The sequence below is a fragment of the Streptomyces hebeiensis genome, from assembly GCF_052983195.1.
Window position 1 is genome coordinate 5777671 of the sequence record NZ_CM129812.1, and the last position, 22380, is coordinate 5800050.

17 protein-coding genes are annotated in these 22380 nt (G+C 72.0%); 12 read left to right on the forward strand and 5 right to left on the reverse strand.

Annotated elements, in window-relative coordinates:
• Positions 1-210: 210 nt before the first annotated feature.
• Complete coding sequence (gene serA / locus ACU6P3_RS24810) at positions 211-1803, forward strand: phosphoglycerate dehydrogenase (RefSeq protein WP_447194182.1); 1593 nt, start codon at positions 211-213, stop codon at positions 1801-1803.
• Between the two features lie 129 nt (positions 1804-1932).
• On the opposite strand, the gene ACU6P3_RS24815 is transcribed toward serA, so the two are convergent.
• Positions 1933-3321 (reverse strand): PucR family transcriptional regulator, encoded by a 1389-nt coding sequence (locus ACU6P3_RS24815; protein WP_447194183.1) that lies wholly within the window; start codon positions 3319-3321, stop codon positions 1933-1935.
• 186 nt (positions 3322-3507) lie between these two features.
• On the opposite strand from ACU6P3_RS24815, the gene ACU6P3_RS24820 reads away from it, so the two are divergent.
• Positions 3508-4434 carry a proline dehydrogenase family protein gene (locus ACU6P3_RS24820; RefSeq protein WP_447194184.1) on the forward strand — a complete coding sequence of 309 codons (927 nt, stop codon included), beginning with the start codon at positions 3508-3510 and terminating at the stop codon, positions 4432-4434.
• A gap of 146 nt (positions 4435-4580) precedes the next feature.
• Positions 4581-6212, forward strand: a complete 1632-nt coding sequence (gene pruA, locus ACU6P3_RS24825) for an L-glutamate gamma-semialdehyde dehydrogenase (protein ID WP_447194185.1) — start codon at positions 4581-4583, stop codon at positions 6210-6212.
• 97 nt (positions 6213-6309) lie between these two features.
• Here pruA and ACU6P3_RS24830 read toward each other — a convergent pair whose 3' ends face one another.
• Positions 6310-7152, reverse strand: coding sequence for a DUF1206 domain-containing protein (locus tag ACU6P3_RS24830; protein WP_447194186.1), 843 nt, complete (start codon positions 7150-7152; stop codon positions 6310-6312).
• Between the two features lie 180 nt (positions 7153-7332).
• On the opposite strand from ACU6P3_RS24830, the gene ACU6P3_RS24835 reads away from it, so the two are divergent.
• On the forward strand, positions 7333-7881 hold the full coding sequence (locus ACU6P3_RS24835; protein WP_447194187.1) for a GNAT family N-acetyltransferase: 549 nt from the start codon (positions 7333-7335) through the stop codon (positions 7879-7881).
• Positions 7882-8198: 317 nt separating this feature from the next.
• Positions 8199-8330: a hypothetical protein gene (locus ACU6P3_RS24840; protein WP_447194188.1), complete on the forward strand. Its 132-nt coding sequence runs from the start codon at positions 8199-8201 to the stop codon at positions 8328-8330.
• Between the two features lie 115 nt (positions 8331-8445).
• Here ACU6P3_RS24840 and ACU6P3_RS24845 read toward each other — a convergent pair whose 3' ends face one another.
• Complete coding sequence (locus tag ACU6P3_RS24845) at positions 8446-10041, reverse strand: purple acid phosphatase family protein (RefSeq protein ID WP_447194189.1); 1596 nt, start codon at positions 10039-10041, stop codon at positions 8446-8448.
• A 128-nt stretch (positions 10042-10169) separates the two neighbouring features.
• Here ACU6P3_RS24845 and ACU6P3_RS24850 point away from each other — a divergent pair, with 128 nt between their 5' ends.
• From ACU6P3_RS24850 to ACU6P3_RS24870, 5 genes are all read left to right on the forward strand, one after another.
• The gene (locus ACU6P3_RS24850) at positions 10170-11210 is read left to right on the forward strand and encodes a 3-isopropylmalate dehydrogenase (protein WP_030749640.1); all 1041 of its coding nucleotides are present in this window, start codon (positions 10170-10172) and stop codon (positions 11208-11210) included.
• A gap of 244 nt (positions 11211-11454) precedes the next feature.
• Entirely contained in the window at positions 11455-12627 is a 1173-nt protein-coding gene (locus tag ACU6P3_RS24855; RefSeq protein ID WP_447194190.1) for a branched-chain amino acid aminotransferase, read from the forward strand.
• A gap of 547 nt (positions 12628-13174) precedes the next feature.
• Entirely contained in the window at positions 13175-14809 is a 1635-nt protein-coding gene (gene cimA / locus ACU6P3_RS24860; RefSeq protein ID WP_447194191.1) for a citramalate synthase, read from the forward strand.
• A 164-nt stretch (positions 14810-14973) separates the two neighbouring features.
• The gene (locus ACU6P3_RS24865) at positions 14974-16449 is read left to right on the forward strand and encodes a hypothetical protein (RefSeq protein ID WP_447194192.1); all 1476 of its coding nucleotides are present in this window, start codon (positions 14974-14976) and stop codon (positions 16447-16449) included.
• Between the two features lie 163 nt (positions 16450-16612).
• Positions 16613-17167, forward strand: coding sequence for a hypothetical protein (locus ACU6P3_RS24870; RefSeq protein WP_447194193.1), 555 nt, complete (start codon positions 16613-16615; stop codon positions 17165-17167).
• Between the two features lie 121 nt (positions 17168-17288).
• On the opposite strand, the gene ACU6P3_RS24875 is transcribed toward ACU6P3_RS24870, so the two are convergent.
• Positions 17289-18494, reverse strand: a complete 1206-nt coding sequence (locus tag ACU6P3_RS24875) for a glycoside hydrolase family 64 protein (RefSeq protein WP_344284109.1) — start codon at positions 18492-18494, stop codon at positions 17289-17291.
• Positions 18495-18712: 218 nt separating this feature from the next.
• Complete coding sequence (locus tag ACU6P3_RS24880) at positions 18713-19441, reverse strand: SDR family oxidoreductase (RefSeq protein WP_447194194.1); 729 nt, start codon at positions 19439-19441, stop codon at positions 18713-18715.
• Between the two features lie 245 nt (positions 19442-19686).
• On the opposite strand from ACU6P3_RS24880, the gene ACU6P3_RS24885 reads away from it, so the two are divergent.
• Positions 19687-21147 carry a cytochrome ubiquinol oxidase subunit I gene (locus tag ACU6P3_RS24885; RefSeq protein WP_447194195.1) on the forward strand — a complete coding sequence of 487 codons (1461 nt, stop codon included), beginning with the start codon at positions 19687-19689 and terminating at the stop codon, positions 21145-21147.
• Between the two features lie 119 nt (positions 21148-21266).
• The gene (locus ACU6P3_RS24890) at positions 21267-22283 is read left to right on the forward strand and encodes a cytochrome d ubiquinol oxidase subunit II (RefSeq protein WP_447194196.1); all 1017 of its coding nucleotides are present in this window, start codon (positions 21267-21269) and stop codon (positions 22281-22283) included.
• Positions 22284-22380 lie beyond the last annotated feature (97 nt).

The following is a 22380-nucleotide window of genomic DNA, read 5'->3' on the forward strand; positions in this document are numbered from 1 at the left end:
GGGCGCGGCGGATACGGAAACGTGAACGCCAGATGGACCGCACGGAAGAGTGATCCCGCTGTTGGGCGCATCGAAGCGCGATGACAGCACTACACTGCACAGCACATACGCGTCAGGCCCACAGTGTCGTGCGTCTTCCACGCGGCCAGAACCCTCCACCGCATGCGGCCGTCGGGACGGCCGTCCGCAATGGGATTAGTGAGGACCCACGTGAGCTCGAAACCTGTCGTACTGATCGCTGAAGAGCTTTCCCCCGCCACCGTCGACGCGCTCGGTCCGGACTTCGAGATCCGGCACTGCAACGGGGCCGACCGCGGTGAGCTGCTGCCGGCCATCGCCGACGTGGACGCGATCCTGATTCGCTCCGCGACCAAGGTCGACGCCGAGGCCGTCGCGGCCGCGTCCAGGCTGAAGGTCGTCGCCCGGGCGGGCGTCGGTCTCGACAATGTCGACGTCTCCGCCGCCACCAAGGCCGGTGTGATGGTCGTGAACGCGCCGACCTCCAACATCGTCACCGCCGCCGAGCTGGCGTGCGGCCTGCTGGTGGCCACCGCGCGCAACATTCCGCAGGCGAACGCGGCGCTGAAGAACGGTGAGTGGAAGCGCTCGAAGTACACGGGTGTCGAGCTGAGCGAGAAGACCCTGGGCGTCGTCGGCCTCGGCCGTATCGGCGTCCTGGTCGCCCAGCGCATGTCCGCCTTCGGGATGAAGGTCGTCGCGTACGACCCGTACGTGCAGCCAGCCCGCGCCGCCCAGATGGGCGTCAAGCTGCTGACGCTGGACGAGCTGCTGGAGGTGTCGGACTTCATCACCGTGCACCTGCCCAAGACCCCCGAGACGATCGGCCTGATCGGCGACGAGGCCCTGCACAAGGTCAAGCCGTCGGTACGGATCGTCAACGCCGCGCGCGGCGGGATCGTGGACGAGGAGGCGCTGGCCGCCGCCCTCAAGGAGGGCCGTGTCGCCGGCGCGGGCCTGGACGTGTACGCGAAGGAGCCCTGCACGGACTCCCCGCTGTTCGAGTTCGACCAGGTCGTCTGCACCCCGCACCTCGGCGCGTCCACCGACGAGGCGCAGGAGAAGGCGGGCATCGCGGTCGCCCGGTCCGTCCGCCTCGCGCTCGCCGGTGAGCTGGTCCCGGACGCGGTCAACGTCCAGGGCGGGGTCATCGCCGAGGAGGTCCGCCCCGGCCTGCCGCTCGCCGAGAAGCTCGGCCGGATCTTCACCGCGCTCGCGGGCGAGGTCGCGGTCCGGCTGGACGTCGAGGTGTACGGCGAGATCACCCGCCACGACGTGAAGGTGCTCGAACTGTCCGCGCTCAAGGGCGTGTTCGAGGATGTCGTCGCGGAGACCGTCAGCTACGTCAACGCGCCGCTGTTCGCGCAGGAGCGCGGTGTCGAGGTCCGCCTGACCACGTCGAGCGAGTCCCCGAACCACCGGAACGTGGTCACGGTGCGCGGCACGCTCGCCGACGGCGAGGAGGTCTCGGTCTCCGGCACGCTGGCGGGCCCCAAGCACCTTCAGAAGATCGTCGCGATCGGCGACTACGACACCGACCTGGCGCTGGCCGACCACATGATCGTGCTGCGCTACGAGGACCGCCCCGGCGTGGTCGGCACGGTCGGCCGGATCCTCGGCGAGGCCGGGCTGAACATCGCGGGCATGCAGGTCTCCCGCGCGGAGGAGGGCGGCGAGGCGCTGGTCGTGCTCACCGTCGACGACACGGTCCCGACGCCGGTGCTCGCCGAGATCGCGGCGGAGATCGGCGCGGCGTCGGCACGCTCGGTGAACCTGACCGACTGATTCGGCCATATTCGGCCGCGAGCGCGGAAGAAGGGCCCGGTGGACATACCGGGCCCTTTACGCGTATACGGCACGCATCGGGGCCGGATCAGCCCTGTGGTCAACGCACCGTAGTCGGCCCGGGGCCGGTCAGAGTCTGGCCGCCTTCAGTGCCATGTGGAGCAGCAGCCGGTCCTCGCCCTCGTCCAGGTCCAGGCCCGTGAGCTGTTCGATCCGGGAGAGGCGGTAGTAGAGGGTCTGGCGGTGGATCCCCAGCGCCGACGCCGTACGCCCGGCCTGGCCCGCGCGGTCGAGGAACACCTCGGCCGTGTGCGCCAGTTCCGCGTGGGCCGGGGTGAGCAGCGGGCGTACCGCGGGGTCCGGTCCGGGCGGCAGAGCCGTCAGCAGGCGGTACGGGCCGATCCCCGACCAGCGCGCGACCGGTCCGAGGCGGGGCTGGGCCACGGACGCCCGGGCCGCCGCGACCGCCTCCCGCCAGGCGGCGGGCAGCTCGGCCAGGCCGCGGCGCGGGGCACCCGTACCGGCCGCCGCCCCGGGCCCCGCGTGCTCCCGCAGCCGGGTCACCGAGGCGAGCACCGGCTCCGGCACGTCCGCCGAGCGGAGCCGGACGAGCAGGGCCAGGGCCCGGGCGCCGCCCGACGCCTCGGCGCGGCCCGGGCGACCGGCGCCGTCGGTGTCCGCCGGGCGCCCGGCGTCCGTGGAGGGCGGGTACCGGGGCTCCGGCCCGGGACCGTACGGCCAGGACTCCCGCGGTCCGGCCTGGTACGGCTCGGACCCGTCCGGGAGGGACTCGTACGGGACGGTGCACAGCGCCGCCGTTCCCGGTACCGCCCGCAGGCCCGGTTCCTCGTCGGTCCACGGTGACACGCACACCACCACGTGCGGTCCGTCCGCGCCCGGCCCCAGGGCCGTACGGAGCGTGGCCACCGCCATGTCCCGCCGCCAGCCCGGCTCCGCCGTCAGGACGGCGCGCAGCTCGCGGGAGAGGTCCGCGCCCGCCTTCACGTCCTCGGCGAGCAGATCGCCGATCCGGGACGTCACCTCCATGGCGGCCGCGAGGCGCGCCCCGCTCGGTCCGGCGAACGGGGTCCCCGGCTCGAACCCCGGTTCCGCCGTTCCCTCGCCCGGCGCGGTGGCCTCCGGCATGCCGCCCCGCTCCGTGCCGCCGTCCCTCTCCGTGTCGTCCAGCAGCCAGACGTATCCGAGCACCATGCCCCGGTGCCGTACCGGCAGACAGATCCGCGCCCGGTGGACCCCCGCCTCCGGGGCCGCCGGGATCCGGACCGGTCCCGTGGCGCGCGTGATGCCGAACGCCTCGAACCACGCGCGCACGGACGGCGTGGACCTCCGTGTCAGGATCGTGCGCGTCCTGACCGGGTCCGTCGCCGAGGCGTCCTCGCTGTCGTGCGCGCCGAAGGCGATCAGGCCGAAGTCCCGGTTCTCCAGCGTCGCGGGCACGCCGAGCAGCGCCGAGATCTCGTCCACCAGGTCCTGGTAATCGCCGTATTCGCCCTTCACCCGGACATTCTCCCACCCCCTTCAGACATATGTCTGAGATCTGGGCCACGGATGCGTGACAGCTGTCGATGGCACCCCCGCGCGGCCGTCCATAGATTTCACAGTGAACCGCCGCCACGACCCGTGGTCCGCCCGCGCCGCCGGCCGGCCCCGCTCGTCGCACGAAACAGACGATGGAGGTACCCCGTGCTGGGTCCCGTGATCCTTGCCGCGTCCCGCAGCGACGCCCTGCGCCGGACCGTTTCCGCGGCCCCCGTCACCAAGCCCGTCGTGGACCGTTTCATCGCGGGGGAATCGATCACGGAGACGACGCCCGTCGTCCGGGCCGCGGCCGACCGCGGCCTGGAGGTGACGCTCGACGTCCTCGGCGAGGACGTCACCGACCCGGCCGAGGCGCTGCTCGCCCGCGACGCGTACCTGCGGCTGGTCGACGCCCTCGCGCCGCTGGGACTCGGGCCGCGCGCCGAGATGTCCGTGAAGCTCTCCTCGTTCGGGCAGGCCCTCCCCGGCGGGCACGACCTCGCGCTGAAGAACGCGACCGCCGTCGTCGAGGCGGCCGCCGCCATCGGCACCACCGTCACGCTCGACGCCGAGGACCACACCACCCTCGACTCGACCCTCGCCATCCACGGGGAGCTGCGGGAACGTTTCCCCGGGACGGGCGCCGTCGTCCAGTCGTACCTCTTCCGTACGGAGGAGGACTGCCGGGCCCTCGCCGCCGCCGGATCGCGCGTGCGCCTGGTCAAGGGCGCGTACAAGGAGCCCGCCTCCGTCGCGTACCAGGACAAGGCCGAGGTCGACAGGGCGTACATCCGCTGTCTGAAGATCCTCATGGCGGGAACGGGTTATCCGATGGTCGGAACGCACGATCCGCGCATCATCGCGATCGCCCAGGACCTCGCAAGCCGTGCCGGACGTAAAATCGACGCATACGAGTTCCAGATGCTGTACGGCATCCGGGCGGCCGAGCAGGACCGGCTGGCGGCGGAAGGCCACCGGATGCGCGTCTACATCGCCTACGGAACCGACTGGTACGGATACTTCATGCGGCGGCTCGCCGAGCGCCCCGCCAACCTGGCGTTCTTCCTGCGTTCGCTGGTCACCCGTGGCTGAACCGCCGCCGGTCCGCCCGACAGGCCGCACAGAGCACAGCGCACCCGGCCCGATCGCCGAACGGATCACCGAGCCGGTCGACGAGTGAAACGTCGCACAGTTCAAGCAGAGCAACCAGGTCAAGCAGATCAAGGAGATTCGCCACCATGGACGCCGTGACCCAGGTCCCCGCGCCGGTCAACGAGCCGGTACACGGCTACGCCCCCGGTTCGCCCGAGCGCGCCCGGCTCGAGGCCAAGCTCAAGGAGCTCGCCGGGAACCCGACCGACCTGCCCATGACCATCGGCGGCGAGAAGCGCATGGGGGGCGGCGAGCGCGTCGACGTCGTCCAGCCGCACAACCACAAGGCCGTGCTCGGTACGTTCGCCGGCGCCACCGAGCAGGACGCGCGCGACGCCGTCGACGCCGCCCTGGCGGCGGCCCCCGGCTGGCGCGCGACGTCCTTCGACGACCGCGCCGCGATCCTGCTGCGCGCCGCCGAACTGCTGGCGGGGCCCTGGCGCGAGACGCTGGCCGCCGCCACCATGCTCGGCCAGTCCAAGACCGCCCAGCAGGCCGAGATCGACACGCCCTGCGAGCTGGTCGACTTCTGGCGCTTCAACGTCAAGTACGCCCGTGACCTGCTGGCCGAGCAGCCGCCGGCCAACTCGCCCGGCGTCTGGAACCGCCTCGACCACCGCCCGCTGGAAGGTTTCGTCTACGCGATCACGCCGTTCAACTTCACGGCCATCGCGGGCAACCTGCCGACCGCGCCCGCGCTCATGGGCAACGTCGTGGTGTGGAAGCCGTCGCCGACACAGACCCTCGCCGCCGTACTGCTGATGGAGCTGCTGGAGGAGGCCGGACTGCCCAAGGGCGTCATCAACCTGGTGACGGGCGACGGCATCGCGGTCTCCGAGGTGGCGCTGAACCACCCCGAGCTGGCCGGCATCCACTTCACCGGCTCGACCAGGACCTTCCAGCACCTGTGGAAGACGGTCGGCAACAACATCGAGAGGTACCGCTCCTACCCGCGCATCGTCGGCGAGACCGGCGGCAAGGACTTCGTCGTCGCCCACCCGAGCGCCGACCGCGCGGTCCTCAAGACGGCGCTGACCCGCGGCTCCTTCGAGTACCAGGGCCAGAAGTGTTCGGCGTCCTCGCGCGCGTACGTTCCCGCCTCCATCTGGAACGACGGCTTCGAGGCGGAGTTCGCCGCCGAGGTCGACGGGATCGCCATGGGCGACGTCACCGACCTGTCGAACTTCATCGGCGCCGTCATCGACGAGCGCGCCTTCGCCAAGAACAAGGCCGCGATCGACCGCGCCGCCGCCGACCCGGCCTGCCGGATCATCGCGGGCGGTACGTACGACGACTCCGTCGGCTACTTCGTCCGGCCGACCGTCATCGTCTGCACGGACCCCGCGAACGAGGTCTTCACGACCGAGTACTTCGGCCCGATCCTGGCGGTCCACGTGTACGACGACGCGGACTACGAGGCGGTGCTGACCCAGATGGAGTCCGTCGCGCCGTACGCCCTGACCGGCTCCGTCATCGCGCGCGACCGCGCGGCCGTGGCCCGGACGATGGAGAGGCTGCGCTACGCGGCCGGCAACTTCTACATCAACGACAAGTCGACCGGCGCGGTCGTCGGCCAGCAGCCGTTCGGCGGCGGCCGCGCGTCCGGCACGAACGACAAGGCGGGCGCGCCGCAGAACCTGATGCGCTGGACGCTGACCCGCGCGATCAAGGAGGCGCTGGTGCCGCCGACCGACTACCGCTACCCGCACATGGGCTGACGCCCGGAGCCGGGGTTCCGGCTCGTTCGCACCCGTCCCCTGGGTCCGCCCCCGTACCGGCTCTGCCAGCCGGTACGGGGGCGGACCCAGGGGCAGTTCACACTCTGCGCCAGCGCGCCATGGCGAACGAGAACACGCCGAAGAGCGCCAGCCCCGCGGCCACGGCCGCCAGGAGCCACGGCCCTGCCGGGGTGCCGGCGAACGAGCGCAGCGTGTCGTCGAAGCCCTTGGCCCTGTCGGGTTCGTACGCGAGCGCCGCCTGTACGACGAACACACCGACGGCCGCGAAGAGCGCCCCGCGCGCGGCACCGCCGCCGACACCGGTCACATCGACCAGCCGCCGGGCGCCGGGGGACATGTGGCCCGGTTTCAGGTGCTTGCGATACTTCCGCAGCACCGCGCGGACGCCGATCCACAGCCCGGCCACGGCGATGCCCGTGCCGGCGATCCCGACGACCCAGCGCCCGCCGGGCAGTTCCAGCGCCCGTGCCGTGATGTCCTGCGAATCGCGGTCGCCGGACCCGCTGCCACTGCCCCGCTCCCCGGCGGCGAAGGCCAGGACGGAGTAGGCGACGAAGCCGTAGAAGACGCAGCGGCCGGCCGACAGCAGGCGCTTGCCCGGTTCCGATCCTCCCGGACCTGCCGCGCCGAACAGCGCCTCGGACAGCCGCCATAGGGCCATCCCGGCCAACCCGGCCCCCAGCACCCACAGCAGGACGGCGCCCATCGGCTGCTTCGCGATCTCCGCGAGCGCGCCGCCCCGGTCGGCCTGGCGTCCGCCGCCGTTCCCGAAGGCGACCTGGAGCGCCAGTACCCCGATGAGCAGGTAGATCACTCCACGCGCGGTGAAACCCCAGCGCGCCGCCGCGTCCACGACCGGGCTGTGCGCCGCGCGGCGAGCCGCGCCCCGTCCTTTCACGGACATCGATGGTGCGTGCATGGTGCCCTCCCGCCGTGATCCCCGCCCTGGCCTTCGCCGTGCTTCCCGTCCTCTGCTGGCCGAGTGCCCGGGCACCCGCCGGGGAAACGGGGAAACGGGACCGGGGGCCGTCGCGCGGGCCGGCCGGGCTCCCCGCCGGACACGGCACGTCCGGCCGTACCCGGGTGACACAGTGGTCCCATGACGGAACGTCCGCACACCGCGCACACATGCGAACTCGGCCCGGCCGCCCTCGCGGAGATCCGTGCCTTCCTGGACGAGGTCTTCGAGGGGGACTTCTCGGACGACGACTGGGACCACAGCCTCGGCGGGGTGCACGCGCTCGTACGGGACGAGGCGGGCGCGATCGTGGCGCACGGCAGTGTGGCGCAGCGGCGCGTCCTGCTCGGGGGCCGGTCCTACCGCGTCGGATACGTCGAGGCCGTCGCCGTACGGCCGGACCGCAGGCGGCAGGGGCTCGGCGGGCAGGTGATGGCGGCGCTGGAGGCGGTGATCGACGGGGCGTACGCGGCCGGCGCCCTGTCCGCCTCCGACGAGGGCGAGTCGCTGTACCGGGCGCGCGGCTGGCGGCCCTGGCCGGGCCGGATCGAGGTGCTGGCCCCCGGCGGGGTGCGGCGGCTGCCGGACGAGGAGGGGAGCACGTATCTGCGCCCGGTGGCCGGCCATGTCCTGCCCGGGCCCGAGGCGGGACCGCTGGTCTTCGACTGGCGGGACGGCGACGTGGTGTGAGCCCGGGCGCGCTCGGGGTACGCCCAGGTGCCTCGCGCCCCGCGTGCCCTGCGCGCTCGTGCGGGCGTGTCGGCGCGGGTCGGAGTGATCGTCGTCTCAGATAGTAGGAAGTCCGAGTAAATGGAGGACAGGAAGCCGCCACTCGCTTAGCGTGGAAATCGCCGAACGTATCGCTCCATCCCGCGAACGGCGGACGTGGGCCCGCGCCCCCACGCAGGCGATCCCTGCCGCGCACGCCCCCCGCCCCTTTCCGGCGCCTCGTGCACGTGTTCCGCGGTTCCGCCGCCGGGCTCACGATCCCAAGGAGTCGATCACCCATGGCCGAGACGACCATCCGCCGCGTCCGTCACACCACCGCACGTACGAACGAGTCCGAGCGCAAGAACGCCGCCGCGGCGCTTCAGCGCGCGCTCGACCGCAGGGACAACGGCGGCGCCACCGGCCACTGAGCCGGAGCAGGAGTTCGCCGGCCCGGTCGCGCCGGCCCGGTCGCGCCGGTTCGGAGCCGTCGGTCCGGATCCGCGGGCCCGGATCGACCGGCCCGGAGCCGGGCGCCCGCCGGCGTCAGCGCGTCACCGTGAAGTGGTCCACCCGCTCGCCCGTCTCGGCGAGCGCGGTGACCCGCAGCTCCGGGCGGTTCCCCGTCGTGACCTCGACGGCCAGGAACGAGAAGCCGGTGTAGCGCACCCGCGACCACTCCACCTCCTCCGCGGCCTTCGCGCCGTCCTTCTCCCAGTGGTACGACGACACGCTCTCCAGGTCCGCGACGTGCCCCTCGTGACTGTCCGGCACGGGGAAGTCGTACAGCGCCTTGCCGGCGCCGCCCGCCGTGACGTAGACGATGCCGTCATGCACGGAGCTGACCGACTCGCCGGCCGGTACCCGCCGTCGCACCGCGCCGGCGCGCAGCGCGTCCGTGCGCTCGTAGACGTGGTTGTGGCCGTTCACCACCAGATCGACCCGGTGCTTGTCGAAGAGCGGCACCCACGCGTCCCGCACCCCGCCGTCCGACGCGTGCGCCTTCGTCGTCGAGAAGGCGCAGTGGTGGAAGAAGACCACGACGAAGTCGATGTCCTTCTCCGCCCGCAGCGCGCCCAGCCGACGGTCCAGCCAGCGGGTCTGGGCGCCGCCGGTGTAACCGGTGTTGGCGCGGATCTCGTAGGAGACGTCATTGGCGTCCAGGGCCACCACACCGACGTTGCCGTACCGGAAGGAGTACACCCCGGGCGCCTTCTCCGGGTCGATCCCGTTGTCCGGCAGGGTCCAGCGCGCGCTCTGCCCGCCGTAGCCGTGCGGCGAGTACCACGCCTCCATGTCGTGGTTGCCGGTGGTCACCATCCACGGCACCCGCGAGGCCACCGTCTCGGTCTGGGCCAGGAACTGGTCCCACACCCGCGCGTCGTATGTGTCCGAGGACGACCCGTGGCCGCTGCTGTCCGCGTAGCAGATGTCGCCCGCGTGCAGGTGGAACGCCGGGTTCTGACCGAGGATCAGCTGGTCGTTGGCGAGCGCGTCGTACGAGACGCCCTGGTCGCCGAAGGCGGTGAAGACGAACCGCTCGGCGCCCGCCGGTGCCGTACGGAAGGTGCCGACCGTGCCCAGGTTGCGGGCGTCCGCCGGGTCGAAGCCGTCGTGCCCGACGCCGTAGTAGTACGTCGTCCCCGGGCGCAGCCGCTCCAGCGGGGCGTGCAGGTAGTACTGGTCGACCGCGGGCAGCTTCGCGGTCAGCGACGGCGTGTGCAGGGGCCGTACCTCCGCCCCCACCTTCCGGCCGAGGTCCCACGGCTTCAGCCCCACCCGCAGGTACGGGTTCCGCACCGGCAGCGGCACCTGCCAGGAGACCGTCATCCGGGTCCTGGGGTCCGAGCCGAACGCCAGATGGCGCCCGAAGGGTGCCACCAGCGATCCGTTCACCCGGGTGGCGGAGGGGGACGGCAGGAATCCGGGTGCGGCGCCGCCCGTCCCGGCGGGGCTCGTCGTGGTGTCCGCGGTGGCGCCCCCGGAGCTGAGCAGTCCGGCGCCCGCCACGGTGCCGGCGGCGAGCGCGCCCACCCGCAGCAGCCGCCGCCGGCCGATCCGGTCACGCAGGTACTCGTGCTGCTCCGCCATGGTCATACGGGAGGCGAGGTGGTCGGGGATCCCGACGCGCGGAGTATCCATGGCCCGACGGTCGCACCGCCGGGTGGCGCAGGCGTGGAGGCTGGGCGTACAACGGACGACCGAATGGCAATGTGTCCACAGAATGGACGCGCCATGTCAGGCAATGGGACGAGGAGTAGGGTACCGGCATGTCTCGCAGCATCAATCTCGCAGTGATCCCCGGTGACGGCATCGGCAAGGAAGTCGTGGCGCAGGGCCTGAAGGTCCTGAGCGCGGTCCTGCCGCAGGATGTGAAGCTGGAGACGAAGAACTACGACCTCGGCGCCGCCCGCTGGCACCGTACCGGGGAGACCCTCCCGGACGCGGAGCTGGAGGCGCTCAAGGGGCACGACGCGATCCTGCTGGGCGCCATCGGCGACCCGAGCGTGCCCTCCGGGGTGCTGGAGCGCGGGCTCCTGCTGAAGCTGCGGTTCGCCTTCGACCACTACGTGAACCTGCGTCCGTCGAAGCTCTTCCCGAACACGGACACCCCGCTGGCCGGCCGCCCCGACATCGACTTCGTCGTCGTGCGCGAGGGCACCGAGGGCCCGTACACGGGCAACGGCGGTTCGCTGCGCACCGGCACGCCCGCCGAGGTGGCCACGGAGGTCAGCCTCAACACGGCGTACGGCGTGGAGCGTGTCGTGCGTGACGCGTACGAGCGGGCCGACTCCCGCCCGCGCAAGAAGCTGACGCTGGTCCACAAGAACAACGTCCTGGTCTACGCCGGTCACATGTGGAAGAACATCTTCGACCGGGTCGGCCGGGAGTACCCCGAGGTCACCACCGACTACCTGCACGTCGACGCCGCGACGATCTTCTTCGTCACCCAGCCCGAGCGCTTCGACGTGATCGTCACCGACAACCTCTTCGGTGACATCCTCACCGACCTGGCCGCTGCCGTGACCGGCGGCATCGGCCTCGCCGCGTCCGCGAACATCAATCCGGACCGCACCTTCCCGTCCATGTTCGAGCCGGTCCACGGATCCGCGCCGGACATCGCGGGCCAGGGGAAGGCCGACCCCACGGCCACCATCCTCTCCGTCGCCCTGCTGCTGCGGCACCTCGGCTTCGACGCCGAGGCCGGCCGTGTCGAGGAGGCCGTCGCGGCCGACCTCGCCGGGCGGAGCACCACGACGCGTACGACCGACGAGATCGGCGACGCGCTCGCGGTACGAGTAGCGGGCTGACCCGTCGGACTCCTGTGAGCAGCCGCCGGGTCTGGAGCCCGGCGGCTGCGCTGTGCGCGGCCACCGGGCGCCTCACCCCCAGTACCGACAGCCCCTGACCGCGTTCATCCCGTTCACCCCGCTTCCTCCTGCCGTCCCCGCCGGGCGATAATCGGCGTGGGCCGCGCCATGCGGGAATGCTCGGACGTCCTAGTAATGACGTGAACGCGGTCCGTCACACTCCAGACGTGAAGGACGAGTATTCATGACCACGACGACGCCCACGGCCACGCCCGCCACGGCGGCCGCCTCGCCCGGCTCGCCCGGCTCGCCCGCGGCGACGACGCCCGCGACGGCCCCCGCGATCGAGCTGAAGCCCTCCGCGCACCCGCTGTCCGCCGCGGAGCGGGAGGCGATCCTGGCCGATCCGGGCTTCGGCCGGTACTTCACCGACCACATGGTGACGATCCGGTGGACGGAGGGGCGCGGCTGGCACGACGCCGAACTCGTCCCCTACGGTCCGCTGTCGATCGACCCGGCCAACATGACCCTGCACTACGCGCAGGAGATCTTCGAGGGCCTCAAGGCCTACCGCCGCCCCGACGGCTCGGTCGCCACCTTCCGCCCGGACGCGAACGCGCGCCGGTTCCGGAGCTCCGCCCGCCGGCTCGCCATGCCGGAGCTGCCCGAGGAACTGTTCATCGCGGCCTGTGACGCGCTGGTCCAGCAGGACAAGGACTGGGTGCCGCCGCACGGCGGCGAGGAGTCGCTCTACCTGCGCCCGTTCATGTTCGCGACCGAGGTCGGCCTCGGGGTCCGCCCGGCGAACGAGTACCTGTTCATGGTCATCGCCTCGCCCGCCGGCGCCTACTTCCCCGGCGGGGTCAAGCCGGTCTCGGTCTGGCTCTCGGAGAACTACGTCCGCGCCGTCCCCGGCGGCATGGGCTTCGCCAAGACCGGCGGCAACTACGCGGCGTCCCTGCTCGCCCAGGCCGAGGCGGCGGAGAAGGGCTGCGACCAGGTGGTCTGGCTGGACGCGCTGGAGCACCGCTGGGTCGAGGAGATGGGCGGGATGAACCTGTACTTCGTGTACGGGGACCGCATCGTCACCCCCGAGCTGACCGGCTCCCTGCTGGCGGGGGTCACACGTGACTCCCTGCTGAAGCTGGCGGGCGACCTGGGCTACACCTCGGAGGAGAGCCGCGTCTCCACCGAACAGTGGCGCCGCGACACGGAGAACGGCACGCTCACCGAGGTCTTCGCCTGCGGCACGGCGGCGGTGATCACTCCGGTCGGGCTGGTCAAGACGGCGAACGGCGAGTGGACCCAGTCGGGCGGGCGGCCGGGCGAGGTCACGATGAAGCTGCGCAAGGCCCTGCTGGACATCCAGACGGGCGCGGTGGCGGACGAGCACGGCTGGATGCACGAACTGGGCTGAGGCGCGGGGCCTCGCGGGCGTCCTGGTTTCCGGACCGGGCCCCCCGGGCTCGGTGGGGTGGGGCAACCGGGCCCGGGGGGCCACTGGGCCCGCGACCCGCCGGGGCGCGGGTCCCGGGCCCCGGGCCGGGACTCCCGGTGAGGGGCCGGGGCGGTCGAGCGCTCCCCGCGGGTCCCGTAGCGGGACGTCCCGGGTGCCGTCCGCCCGGCGCTCCACCTGACCTGCGGGCCCTCGTCCCACGTCACCACCGGAGGGGCCCGTTCCGCTCGTATCGTGAGACGCCTCTCCCTCCTCGCGCCGGGCATGCGAAAATCGGCCCGTGCTCTCGCTCGCCATGATTATCGGCAGCAAGCGCGCCGGTCCGCAGTGACCGCCCCGTACCACCCGTACGGCGCGGCCACCGTGCCCCAGACCCGCGCGCAGACCTCTCGCACCCGCGAGGGGTTTTTTCGTTTTCCGGCCCCCATCCCGGGCGGAACGCGGCGGCGCGCGATGATGGGGGCAAGTGGAGCCAGACATTCCACTCGACAGGAGCAGGACGGACACCATGACCACTGAGTCCACCGAGTCCACGGGAACCGACGACCGGTTCCGTGTCGACGACAGCTTCCACGTCTTCGACACGACCCTGCGCGACGGCGCGCAGCGCGAGGGCATCAACCTGACGGTCGCCGACAAGCTGGCCATCGCGCGGCACCTGGACGGCTTCGGCGTGGGCTTCATCGAGGGCGGCTGGCCCGGTGCCAATCCGCGGGACACCGAGTTCTTCGCCCGCGCCCGGCAGGAGATCGACTTCCGGCACGCCCAGCTCGTCGCCTTCGGCTCCACCCGTCGCCCCGGCGCCAAGGCGTCGGAGGACCCGCAGGTCAAGGCGCTGGTCGAGTCCGGCGCGCCGGTGGTGACGCTGGTCGCCAAGTCCCATGACCGCCATGTCGAGCTGGCGCTGCGCACCACCCTCGACGAGAACGTGGCGATGGTCCGCGACACCGTCTCCTACCTCCGCGAGCAGGGCAGACGCGTTTTCGTCGACTGCGAGCACTTCTTCGACGGCTACCGCGCCAATCCGGAGTACGCCAAGTCCGTCGTACGGGCCGCCACCGAGGCCGGCGCCGATGTGGTGGTCCTCTGTGACACCAACGGCGGCATGCTGCCCGCGCAGATCCAGGCCGTCGTCTCCACCGTGCTCGCCGACACCGGCGCCCGGCTCGGTGTCCACGCCCAGGACGACACCGGCTGCGCCGTCGCCAACACCCTCGCCGCCGTGGACGCGGGCGCCACCCACGTCCAGTGCACCGCCAACGGCTACGGCGAGCGCGTCGGCAACGCCAACCTCTTCCCGGTCGTCGCCGCGCTGGAGCTGAAGTACGGCAAGCGGGTCCTGCCGCCCGGCGCGCTCGCCGAGATGACCAGGATCTCGCACGCGATCGCCGAGATCGTCAATCTGGCGCCCTCCACGCATCAGCCGTACGTGGGAGTTTCCGCCTTCGCCCACAAGGGCGGTCTGCACGCCTCCGCGATCAAGGTCGACCCGGACCTGTACCAGCACATCGAGCCCGAGCTGGTCGGCAACAGCATGCGGATGCTCGTCTCCGACATGGCCGGCCGCGCCTCCGTCGAACTCAAGGGCAAGGAGCTGGGCATCGACCTGGGCGGCGACCGCGACCTGGTCGGCCGGGTCGTCAGCCGGGTCAAGGAGCGTGAGCTCGAGGGGTACTCGTACGAGGCCGCCGACGCGTCCTTCGAGCTGATGCTGCGCGAGGAGGTGGAGGGCCGGCCGCGCGGCTACTTCCGTACGGAGTCCTGGCGCGCGATCGTCGAGGACCGTCCGGACGGCTCGCACGCCAACGAGGCGACCGTGAAGCTGTGGGCCAAGGGCGAGCGCATCGTCGCCACGGCCGAGGGCAACGGCCCGGTCAACGCGCTGGACCGGGCCATGCGGTCCGGACTGGAGCGGATCTACCCGCAGCTGGCCAAGCTGGAGCTGGTCGACTACAAGGTCCGCATCCTGGAGGGCCGGCACGGCACCGGATCCACCACCCGGGTGCTGATCACCACGGCGGACGGGGCGGGCGACTGGGCCACGGTGGGGGTGGCGGACAACGTCATCGCGGCGTCCTGGCAGGCGCTTCAGGACGCGTACACCTACGGCCTGCTGAGGGCCGGCGTGGAACCGGCAGAGTAGCTCCCCGCGCATCCCCGCGCATCCCCGCGCATCCGCGCGCACCGGCCCCGGACGGCCCCGCTCCTCGCGGCGGCCGGCCCGGGGCCGGCCCGTATCGGCGTCAAGATCGAGTACCGCACTCCCGTTCGCACGGGATTGCCCCCGTTCGGGTAGCGTCAAGAGGTATGAGAACGAGGCGTTCGAAGCTGACGGCGCGGTCGCTCCGGTCAGGGCGGTCGGGGTGGCCGGGGCTTTCCTCCCTCCTGGCCGCGCTGCTGTTCGTCGTCGCCGCGGCCTTCTCGGTCACCGGGTTCGCGGCGCCGGACGCTCATGCGGCGGTCGGCCCCGCCACCGGTCCCGCGGCCGTCGGCGAGGCGCTGAAGAAGAGTCCCGTCTACGTGGATCCCCGGGCCTCGGACCAGTTGTCGTCGTCCGACGCGCGGGCGCTGGCGAAGAAGATCAAGGACGCCGACAAGCCGCTGTTCGTGGCGGTGCTGCCGAACTCGACGGACTTCCCCGCGTCCAGTGTGCTGCGCACGGTACGGGCCGACACCGGCGTGACCGGGCTGTACGCGATACGCCTCGGTGACGGGTTCAACGCCGGGGCCGACTCCGCGGCGATGTCGCGCCAGGCCGTCCGCAACCTGGTCGACGCGGTCAAGGCGGGCGGTCCCGTCGACGCCTCGACCGAGCTGAACAACTTCGTCGACCAGGCCCTCCCGCAGGTGCGCGGCCATGCTCCGGCCTCCTGGGGCGACGGGCGGGGCTCCAACTCGGGGGACACGGGCGGCACGGGTGGCACGGGCGGCGTGGGCAGCTCCTCGACCGGCCTGATCGTGCTCGGCTCGGTGGTCGTGCTGGGCGGCGCGGGCGCCTACGCGGCGATCCACCGCGGCCGTCGCGTCCAGGCGCGGCGCGAGCGCGAGGCCCTCGGCAAGCTGCGGGTCGTCGTGGACGAGGACATCACCGCCTTCGGCGAGGAACTGGACCGGCTGGACTTCCACCCCGCCGAAGCCGGGGCCGACGCCGCGATGCGCCAGGACTACGAGCACGCGCTGGACGCGTACGAACGGGCGAAGTCCCTGATGGCGGTGGCCGAGCGGCCCGCCGACGTGCGGCCGGTGACACAGACGCTCCAGGACGGGCGGTTCTCGCTGGCCGTGCTCGACGCGCGCCGCCGGGGCGCCCCGCTGCCGGAGCGGCGCGCGCCGTGCTTCTTCGACCCGCGCCACGGCCCGTCGGTGGCGGACGCGGAATGGGCCCCGCCGGCCGGTGCTCCGCGCACCGTTCCGGTCTGCGCCGCCGACGCCGCCCGGCTGGCGGACGGCGACGACCCGATGGTCCGCACGGTCCGGACGGAGCAGGGCCCGCGTCCGTACTGGGAGGCGGGACCGGCGTACGGGCCCTGGGCGGGCGGCTACTTCGGCGGCGGGCTGCTGCCGGGCCTGCTGGTGGGCACGGTGCTCGGTTCGACGCTGTCCTCACCGGCGTACGGCGCGGGCTTCGGCTACGGGGACGGCTTCGGGTACGGCGACGGGGGCGGCGGCCTGGACGGGGGCCTCGGCGGAGGCGACTACTCGGGTTCCGACTTCGACCCGGGCGACTTCGGGGGCGGGGGCTTCGGAGGCGGCGGAGGGTTCGACGGCGGGGGCGGCTTCTGACAGCCGGCGGGGCTTTCCGGCACCTGGCGGGTAATTCAATGCTCAACAATGTCATCCGATTGAGTTCGAGGGGCCCTGGCGGACGCGCGTAGACGTCGGGCACGATCGCGGCGTCGTGTCCCAACGGTTTCGTCCAACGGTTTCCACCAGGAGGCAACGCCCCATGAGAATCCGCTCGGCTCTCACCGCTCTCGCCCTCACCGTCGGCGGGCTCTTCGCTCCCGGCTTCGGTGTCGTCGCCACGGCCACCGCCGCCGAGGCCGCCACGCAGGCCCCGTCCGTCGCCCGGGCCCCGTCCGCCGTTGCGGTCACCAAGATCAGCCACGCCACGGCGACCTCGATGTTCCGCTCGTCCGGGATCACCTGGTCCTCGTCCGGCGGCTGCTCGGACCGCAACACGCCGACCTGCACGTCGTTCGACCAGCTCAACCTGGACACGGCCAAGGGCGCGCAGACCCTCAGGAGCGCCAGCGGCTGCGCCATCAACATCACCGGGGGTACGGAGACCGGCCACGCGGGCGGTACGTACTCGCACTGGAACGGCTACAAGCTCGACTTCGGCAAGGCGACCTGCCTGACCAACTACGTCAAGAACACCTTCACCTACATCGGCGTGCGCGGTGACGGAGCCCCGCAGTGGCAGTCCGGCGCCGGCAACGTCTACGCGGACGAGGGCAACCACTGGGACGTGACCTTCTACAACTGCGGCGGCTGCTGAGCCCTGCCCCGCCGGGCCTGTCCGCCCGCGCCCACGCGTGCCGTACGACGGTGCCCCGCCCTCCCGTTCCGATCGCCGGGAGAGCGGGGCACCGCGCCGGGGCGTCCCGGGCCGGGCGGGGTCAGGACCCGACCGACACCGTCCACCGTCGCGGGTTGCCGTCGTGCGCCGCCCCGGAGACGTCGGGCTGGCCGTCCGGCTGCACGTCGTCGTACGGGAACGCGTATCCGATGGGCGTGTGGGCGTGCAGGGCCCGCGCGTAGTGGTTGGTGACCGGGTCCTTGTAGTAGTCCGCCGCCGTGGCGCCGTTCGGCTGCTCGGGGTGGCTCAGGACGGTCGACCGGTTGAACGCCGCGGCCAGCCGCGCGAGCAGCCCCTTCTTGTCGTCGGAGTCGTTCGGGTTGTTGGCGAACGGCCCGCTGTTGCAGGTGAAGATGTCCATCGAGGTCGGCTTGGCGAACGTGTGGCCGCCGTTGAAGGTCAGCGTGTCCCCGCTGACCCGTCCGGTGAACACGCCCCGGCCGCCCTGGAGGTCGATGGTCAGGTCCGTCGTGCGGTACTTCTCCCAGACCTGGTCGACGTAGCTGTCGAAGACACTGCCGAAGGGTGTCTGGCCCGCCAGGTTCTGCGGCGAGATGATCCGCAGCACCTTGCCGTCCGGGGCTCGCAGGACCAGCTTGTCCCAGGGGTGACCGTCTACGGCGGCCTGCGCCGTCAGCTCCTCGGCGATCTTGTCCAGCGCGCCCTCGGGCAGCGGCGCCACCGTGTGCGTGGCGTCGCCCTCCAGCTTGATGCCGATCGGCAGGGCCGTCACCAGGTCGACATAGCTGATGTTGGAGTAGAGCTGGTCCGTGTTGAAGGTGAACTCGGCGAACGACCAGGTGCGGCCGTAATTGGGGTCCGCCTCGGTCGCGAAGGCGGGCTCCACGAGGGCGGGCCCCGGGTTGAGGAAGAAGTCGAGCTTGTCGTCCCGTACGAAGTAGACCCGCGCCCCGAACATCTGAGGCAGCGTCAGGACGACGGGTGCCGCTCCCGCCGCGTTCAGCGGGATCGCGCAGTCGACCGGCAGCGGCGTCTGCGGTGCTCCGGGCGACTCGGGCCGGTAGACGCTCCCGTCGGCGCGCAGCAGCACCCAGCTGTTGGTGGCGGCGTCATGACCGGTGACGTACGCGTTCACCGATCCGGGCAGCGAGGTGTTCTGGAGGGCGATCTCACAGGTCTCCGGCGCGGCCGACGCCTTGGGGCTGAGCGCGCTGCCCCAGAAGGGATACGAGACCGCCGTCGCGGCAGCGGCCGTTCCGGTCAGAAACAGTCTGCGGGATATCACGAAGGATCTCCTGTTGTGTGGGGGTACGCAGAGGTGCGCGATGTGTGGGGGTCGCGCCTGCGATGGCCAACACTCTTGCGATCTGTGCCGGACGCGTCAAGAGTTGAGGCTGAGAGCGCTCTCTGATGCGGGTGATGTTCACAACATGGCGTCATGCGGGGGAGTTTGGGCCGACGCTCCACCCTGGGGTGCCGGGGCCGCCACCCGGCGGTGGCCGGTCAGGAGAGCCAGTCGGTGTAGCGGGTGGGGGCGAGGTGGGCGTTCTCGTCGGTGAGGACGTCGCCCTTGACCGCGGCGAACATGCCGGCGGTGGGGTCGGTGACGACCGTACGGGCGTCGCCCTTGTGGGACAGGGTGATCCGGCCCAGCTCGTCCAGCGGGAGGACCTCGGGACCGGCGATGTTGCGGATGCCGTTCAGCGGGGTGCCCGCGGCGACCTCCGCCACCGCGGCGGCCACGTCCTTGGCGGCGATCGGCTGGACCGGCGTGGCGGGCAGCCGGACGGTGTCACCGTCCGCGGTCCACGACAGGGCCGCGTCCATGAACTCCATGAACTGCGTGGCCCGGACGATCGAGTAGGGGATCGGCCCGGCGGCGAGGATCTTCTCCTGGAGAGCCTTGGCGCGGTAGTAGTCCAGCTCCGGAACGCGGTCCGTGCCGACGATCGAAAGGATGACGAAGTGGCCGACACCGCCCGCCCGGGCCGCGGCCAGGAGGTTGTCCATCGAGGTCCGGAAGAAGGTGAGGGAGGCTTCGTCGAACGTCGGGGAGTTCGTCAGGTTGACGACGACGTCGGCTCCCGCCGCCGCCTCGTCCAGTCCCTGGCCGCTGATGACGTCGACTCCGGTGGACTTCGAGTGCGGTACCGCCTCGTGCCCGGCCGCGTTCAGATTCCTGACGACCTGCGACCCGATCAGACCGGTACCACCGATGACTGCGCACTTCATGACATGCCTTCCGCTGAAAGTATGTTCGTGAAAATGGCGTATGCCCCACTATATGAGCGGCCTGTGCACCGCGCTCGGTGCTCGGCCCGTCGCTGCCCGGCACCTAAGTCGCCGGGAGTGGTGTACGCGATTCCGCGTCGGGTCGGACCGCCTGTCGCGCGTGCCCGGCCACCGTTCGGTGGTACCTCTGGGCGCGGATCGAATTCGACAGGCATCCACCCGTATGTCCGGCCCGGGAGTGCACCATGAATCTGCCCGGCGGCGCGCTTCTCGCCGCGTCCGCGTCCGCGTCCGCGCACGACGCCTCGGCCTCGGCCGCATCGGTCCTGGCCGCCGTCTCCCCGGGGGACCTGGCCGCCGCACGGGCCCAGATGGGTTTCTCGCTCGCGTGGCACATCGTGGTGGCGTGCCTGGGAGTCGGCCTGCCGCTGCTCACCCTGATGGCCGAGTGGTACGGCATCCGCACCGGCAACCCCGCCTTCCGGCTGCTGGCCCGCCGCTGGGCCCGCGCCATGGGCGTGCTGTTCGCGGTGGGGGCGGTCTCCGGCACGATCCTGAGCTTCGAGATGGGGCTGCTGTGGCCGGGACTGATGGGCACGTTCGGGCAGGTCATCGGCCTGCCGTTCGCCCTGGAGGGATTCGCGTTCTTCATCGAGGCGATCTTCCTCGGGATCTACCTGTACGCCTGGGACCGGATGCCGCCCCGGCGCCACTTGCTGATGGGGGTCCCGATCGTCGTCGCCGGGATCGCCTCGGCGTTCTTCGTCGTGTGCGCCAACGCGTGGATGAACCAGCCGCGCGGCTACACACTGCGCGACGGCAAGGTGGTGGACGTCGACCCGTGGGCGGCCATGATGAACCCGGCCAGCCCGCCGCAGACGGTCCATATGATCCTCGCCGCGCTGATGGTGGCGTCGTTCCTGACCGCGTCCGTGTACGCCGTGGCGCTGCTGCGCGGCCGTGACGACCCCTACCACCGGGCCGGTTTCGCCCTCCCCTTCGTCCTGGGAGCCGTCGTCACACCGTTCCAGATCGTCGTGGGGGACTGGGCGGCGCGCTTCCTGGCCACGTACCAGCCGGCCAAACTCGCCGCCATGGAAGGTGTGTTCCACACCGGTTCCCACGTCCCGCTCACCATCGGGGGCATCGCGACGAGCGACGACCGACTGCGGTACGGGCTGGAGATCCCCGACGGCCTGTCGCTGCTCGTCGGTTACAGCCCCGACACCGTCATCAAGGGCCTCGACCAGGTGCCACGGGGCGACTGGCCCGCCGTGACCGGTGTCCACCTGTCCTTCGACATCATGGTCGCCGTCGGGTTCTTCCTCCTCGCGATGGGGATCTGGCTGCTGGCCGCCTGGTGGCACGCCCGCCGCACGGCACGCCCGCTGACGGCCGCGCGCTCCCCCTGGACCAGGCTCTTCCTGCTGCTGGCGGCGATCGCCGGGCCCGCCGCCGTCGTCGCCCTCGAATGCGGCTGGTGCGTCACGGAACTGGGCCGGCAGCCATGGGTCGTCTGGGGTGTGATGCGCGTGCGCGAGGCCGTGAACCCGGCGCCCGGCCTGATGGCGGGGCTCTGGCTGGTACTGATCGTCTACGCGGCGATGACGGCGGCCACGGTGTACGTGCTCAGGCGACTGGTCCGCGCCACGCCGGTCCCGGTCGCGCCGCAGGAGAGCGATGTCGAGCGCTATCCGGTGGTGTGAGCGTTCCGCCCCCCGCGTCACCCGCGCCGCCGGGCCTTACCGGGATCGCCGGGTCCCGCCGTGCCTGCCGCGCCGACCGTACGCCGTAACGCGACCACCGACCCGAAAGGTGACCGACTGTGCTCGCCGACGTGATGCTGGCCGTGATGTGGGCCGGCCTGACCTGCTACGCGCTGTTCGGCGGGGCCGACTTCGGAGCCGGACTGTGGGACCTGCTCGCCGGACGGTCGCGGCGGGGGCTCCCGCAGCGGCGGCTGATCGAGCACAGTATCGGCCCGGTGTGGGAGGCCAACCACGTCTGGCTCATCTTCGTGCTCGTGCTGCTGTGGTCGGGTTTCTCGCCCGTCTTCGCCGCCGTACTGTCCACGCTCTACATCCCGTTGACGCTCACGGCACTCGGCATCATCGCGCGCGGCGCGGCGTTCGCGTTCCGCAAGGCCAGTACGGAGCTGTGGCAGCAGCGGCTGTTCGGCGCGTGCTTCGCGGTGTCGTCGGTGGTCACGCCGTTCTTCCTGGGGACGGTGGCCGGGGGTGTCGCCTCCGGCCGGGTGCCGTCGGGCATCGCCAAGGGTGACATCGTCACCGGCTGGGTCAACCCGACGTCCCTGCTGGGCGGTGTCCTCGCCGTGCTGACCTGCGCGCATCTGGCGGCGGTCTACCTGTGCGCCGACGCCGCGCGGGAGGGCGACCACGAACTGGTAGGCGGCTTCCGCCGCCGTGCGGTGACCAGCGGCCTGCTGAGCGGCCTGGTCGCCCTCGCCGGCATCGGCATCCTCCACCAGGACGCGCCCGTCCTCTTCCACGGCCTCACCCACCGTGCCCTCGGCGTGGTGATCGTCAGCGCCGTGGCGGGCGTGGTGGGCCTGGGCCTGCTGCTGCGACACCGCTACGTCCTCGCCCGCGCGGCGGCGGCGCTCGCGGTGGCCGCCATCATCTGGGCGTGGGGCGTGGCCCAGTACCCGTACATGCTGGTCCCCGGCACCACGGTCGCGGCCTCGGCGTCGGTCGACTCGGTGCTGGCGGCGTGCCTGATCGCCACGGCCGTGGGCGCGGTGCTCCTGATCCCCTCGCTCTGGCTCCTCTACACCACCTTCCAGCGCCCGGCGGACCAGGCGGCCCGGGACGGCCGTGCGTAAGAGGTCGCGCGGACAGGTGGGGCGGCCCGGGGGGCGCGGTGGGCGCGGGGAAGGAGCCGGCCGGAGGGGGCGTCCGGGCCCGTTGCCCGGTCCTGGG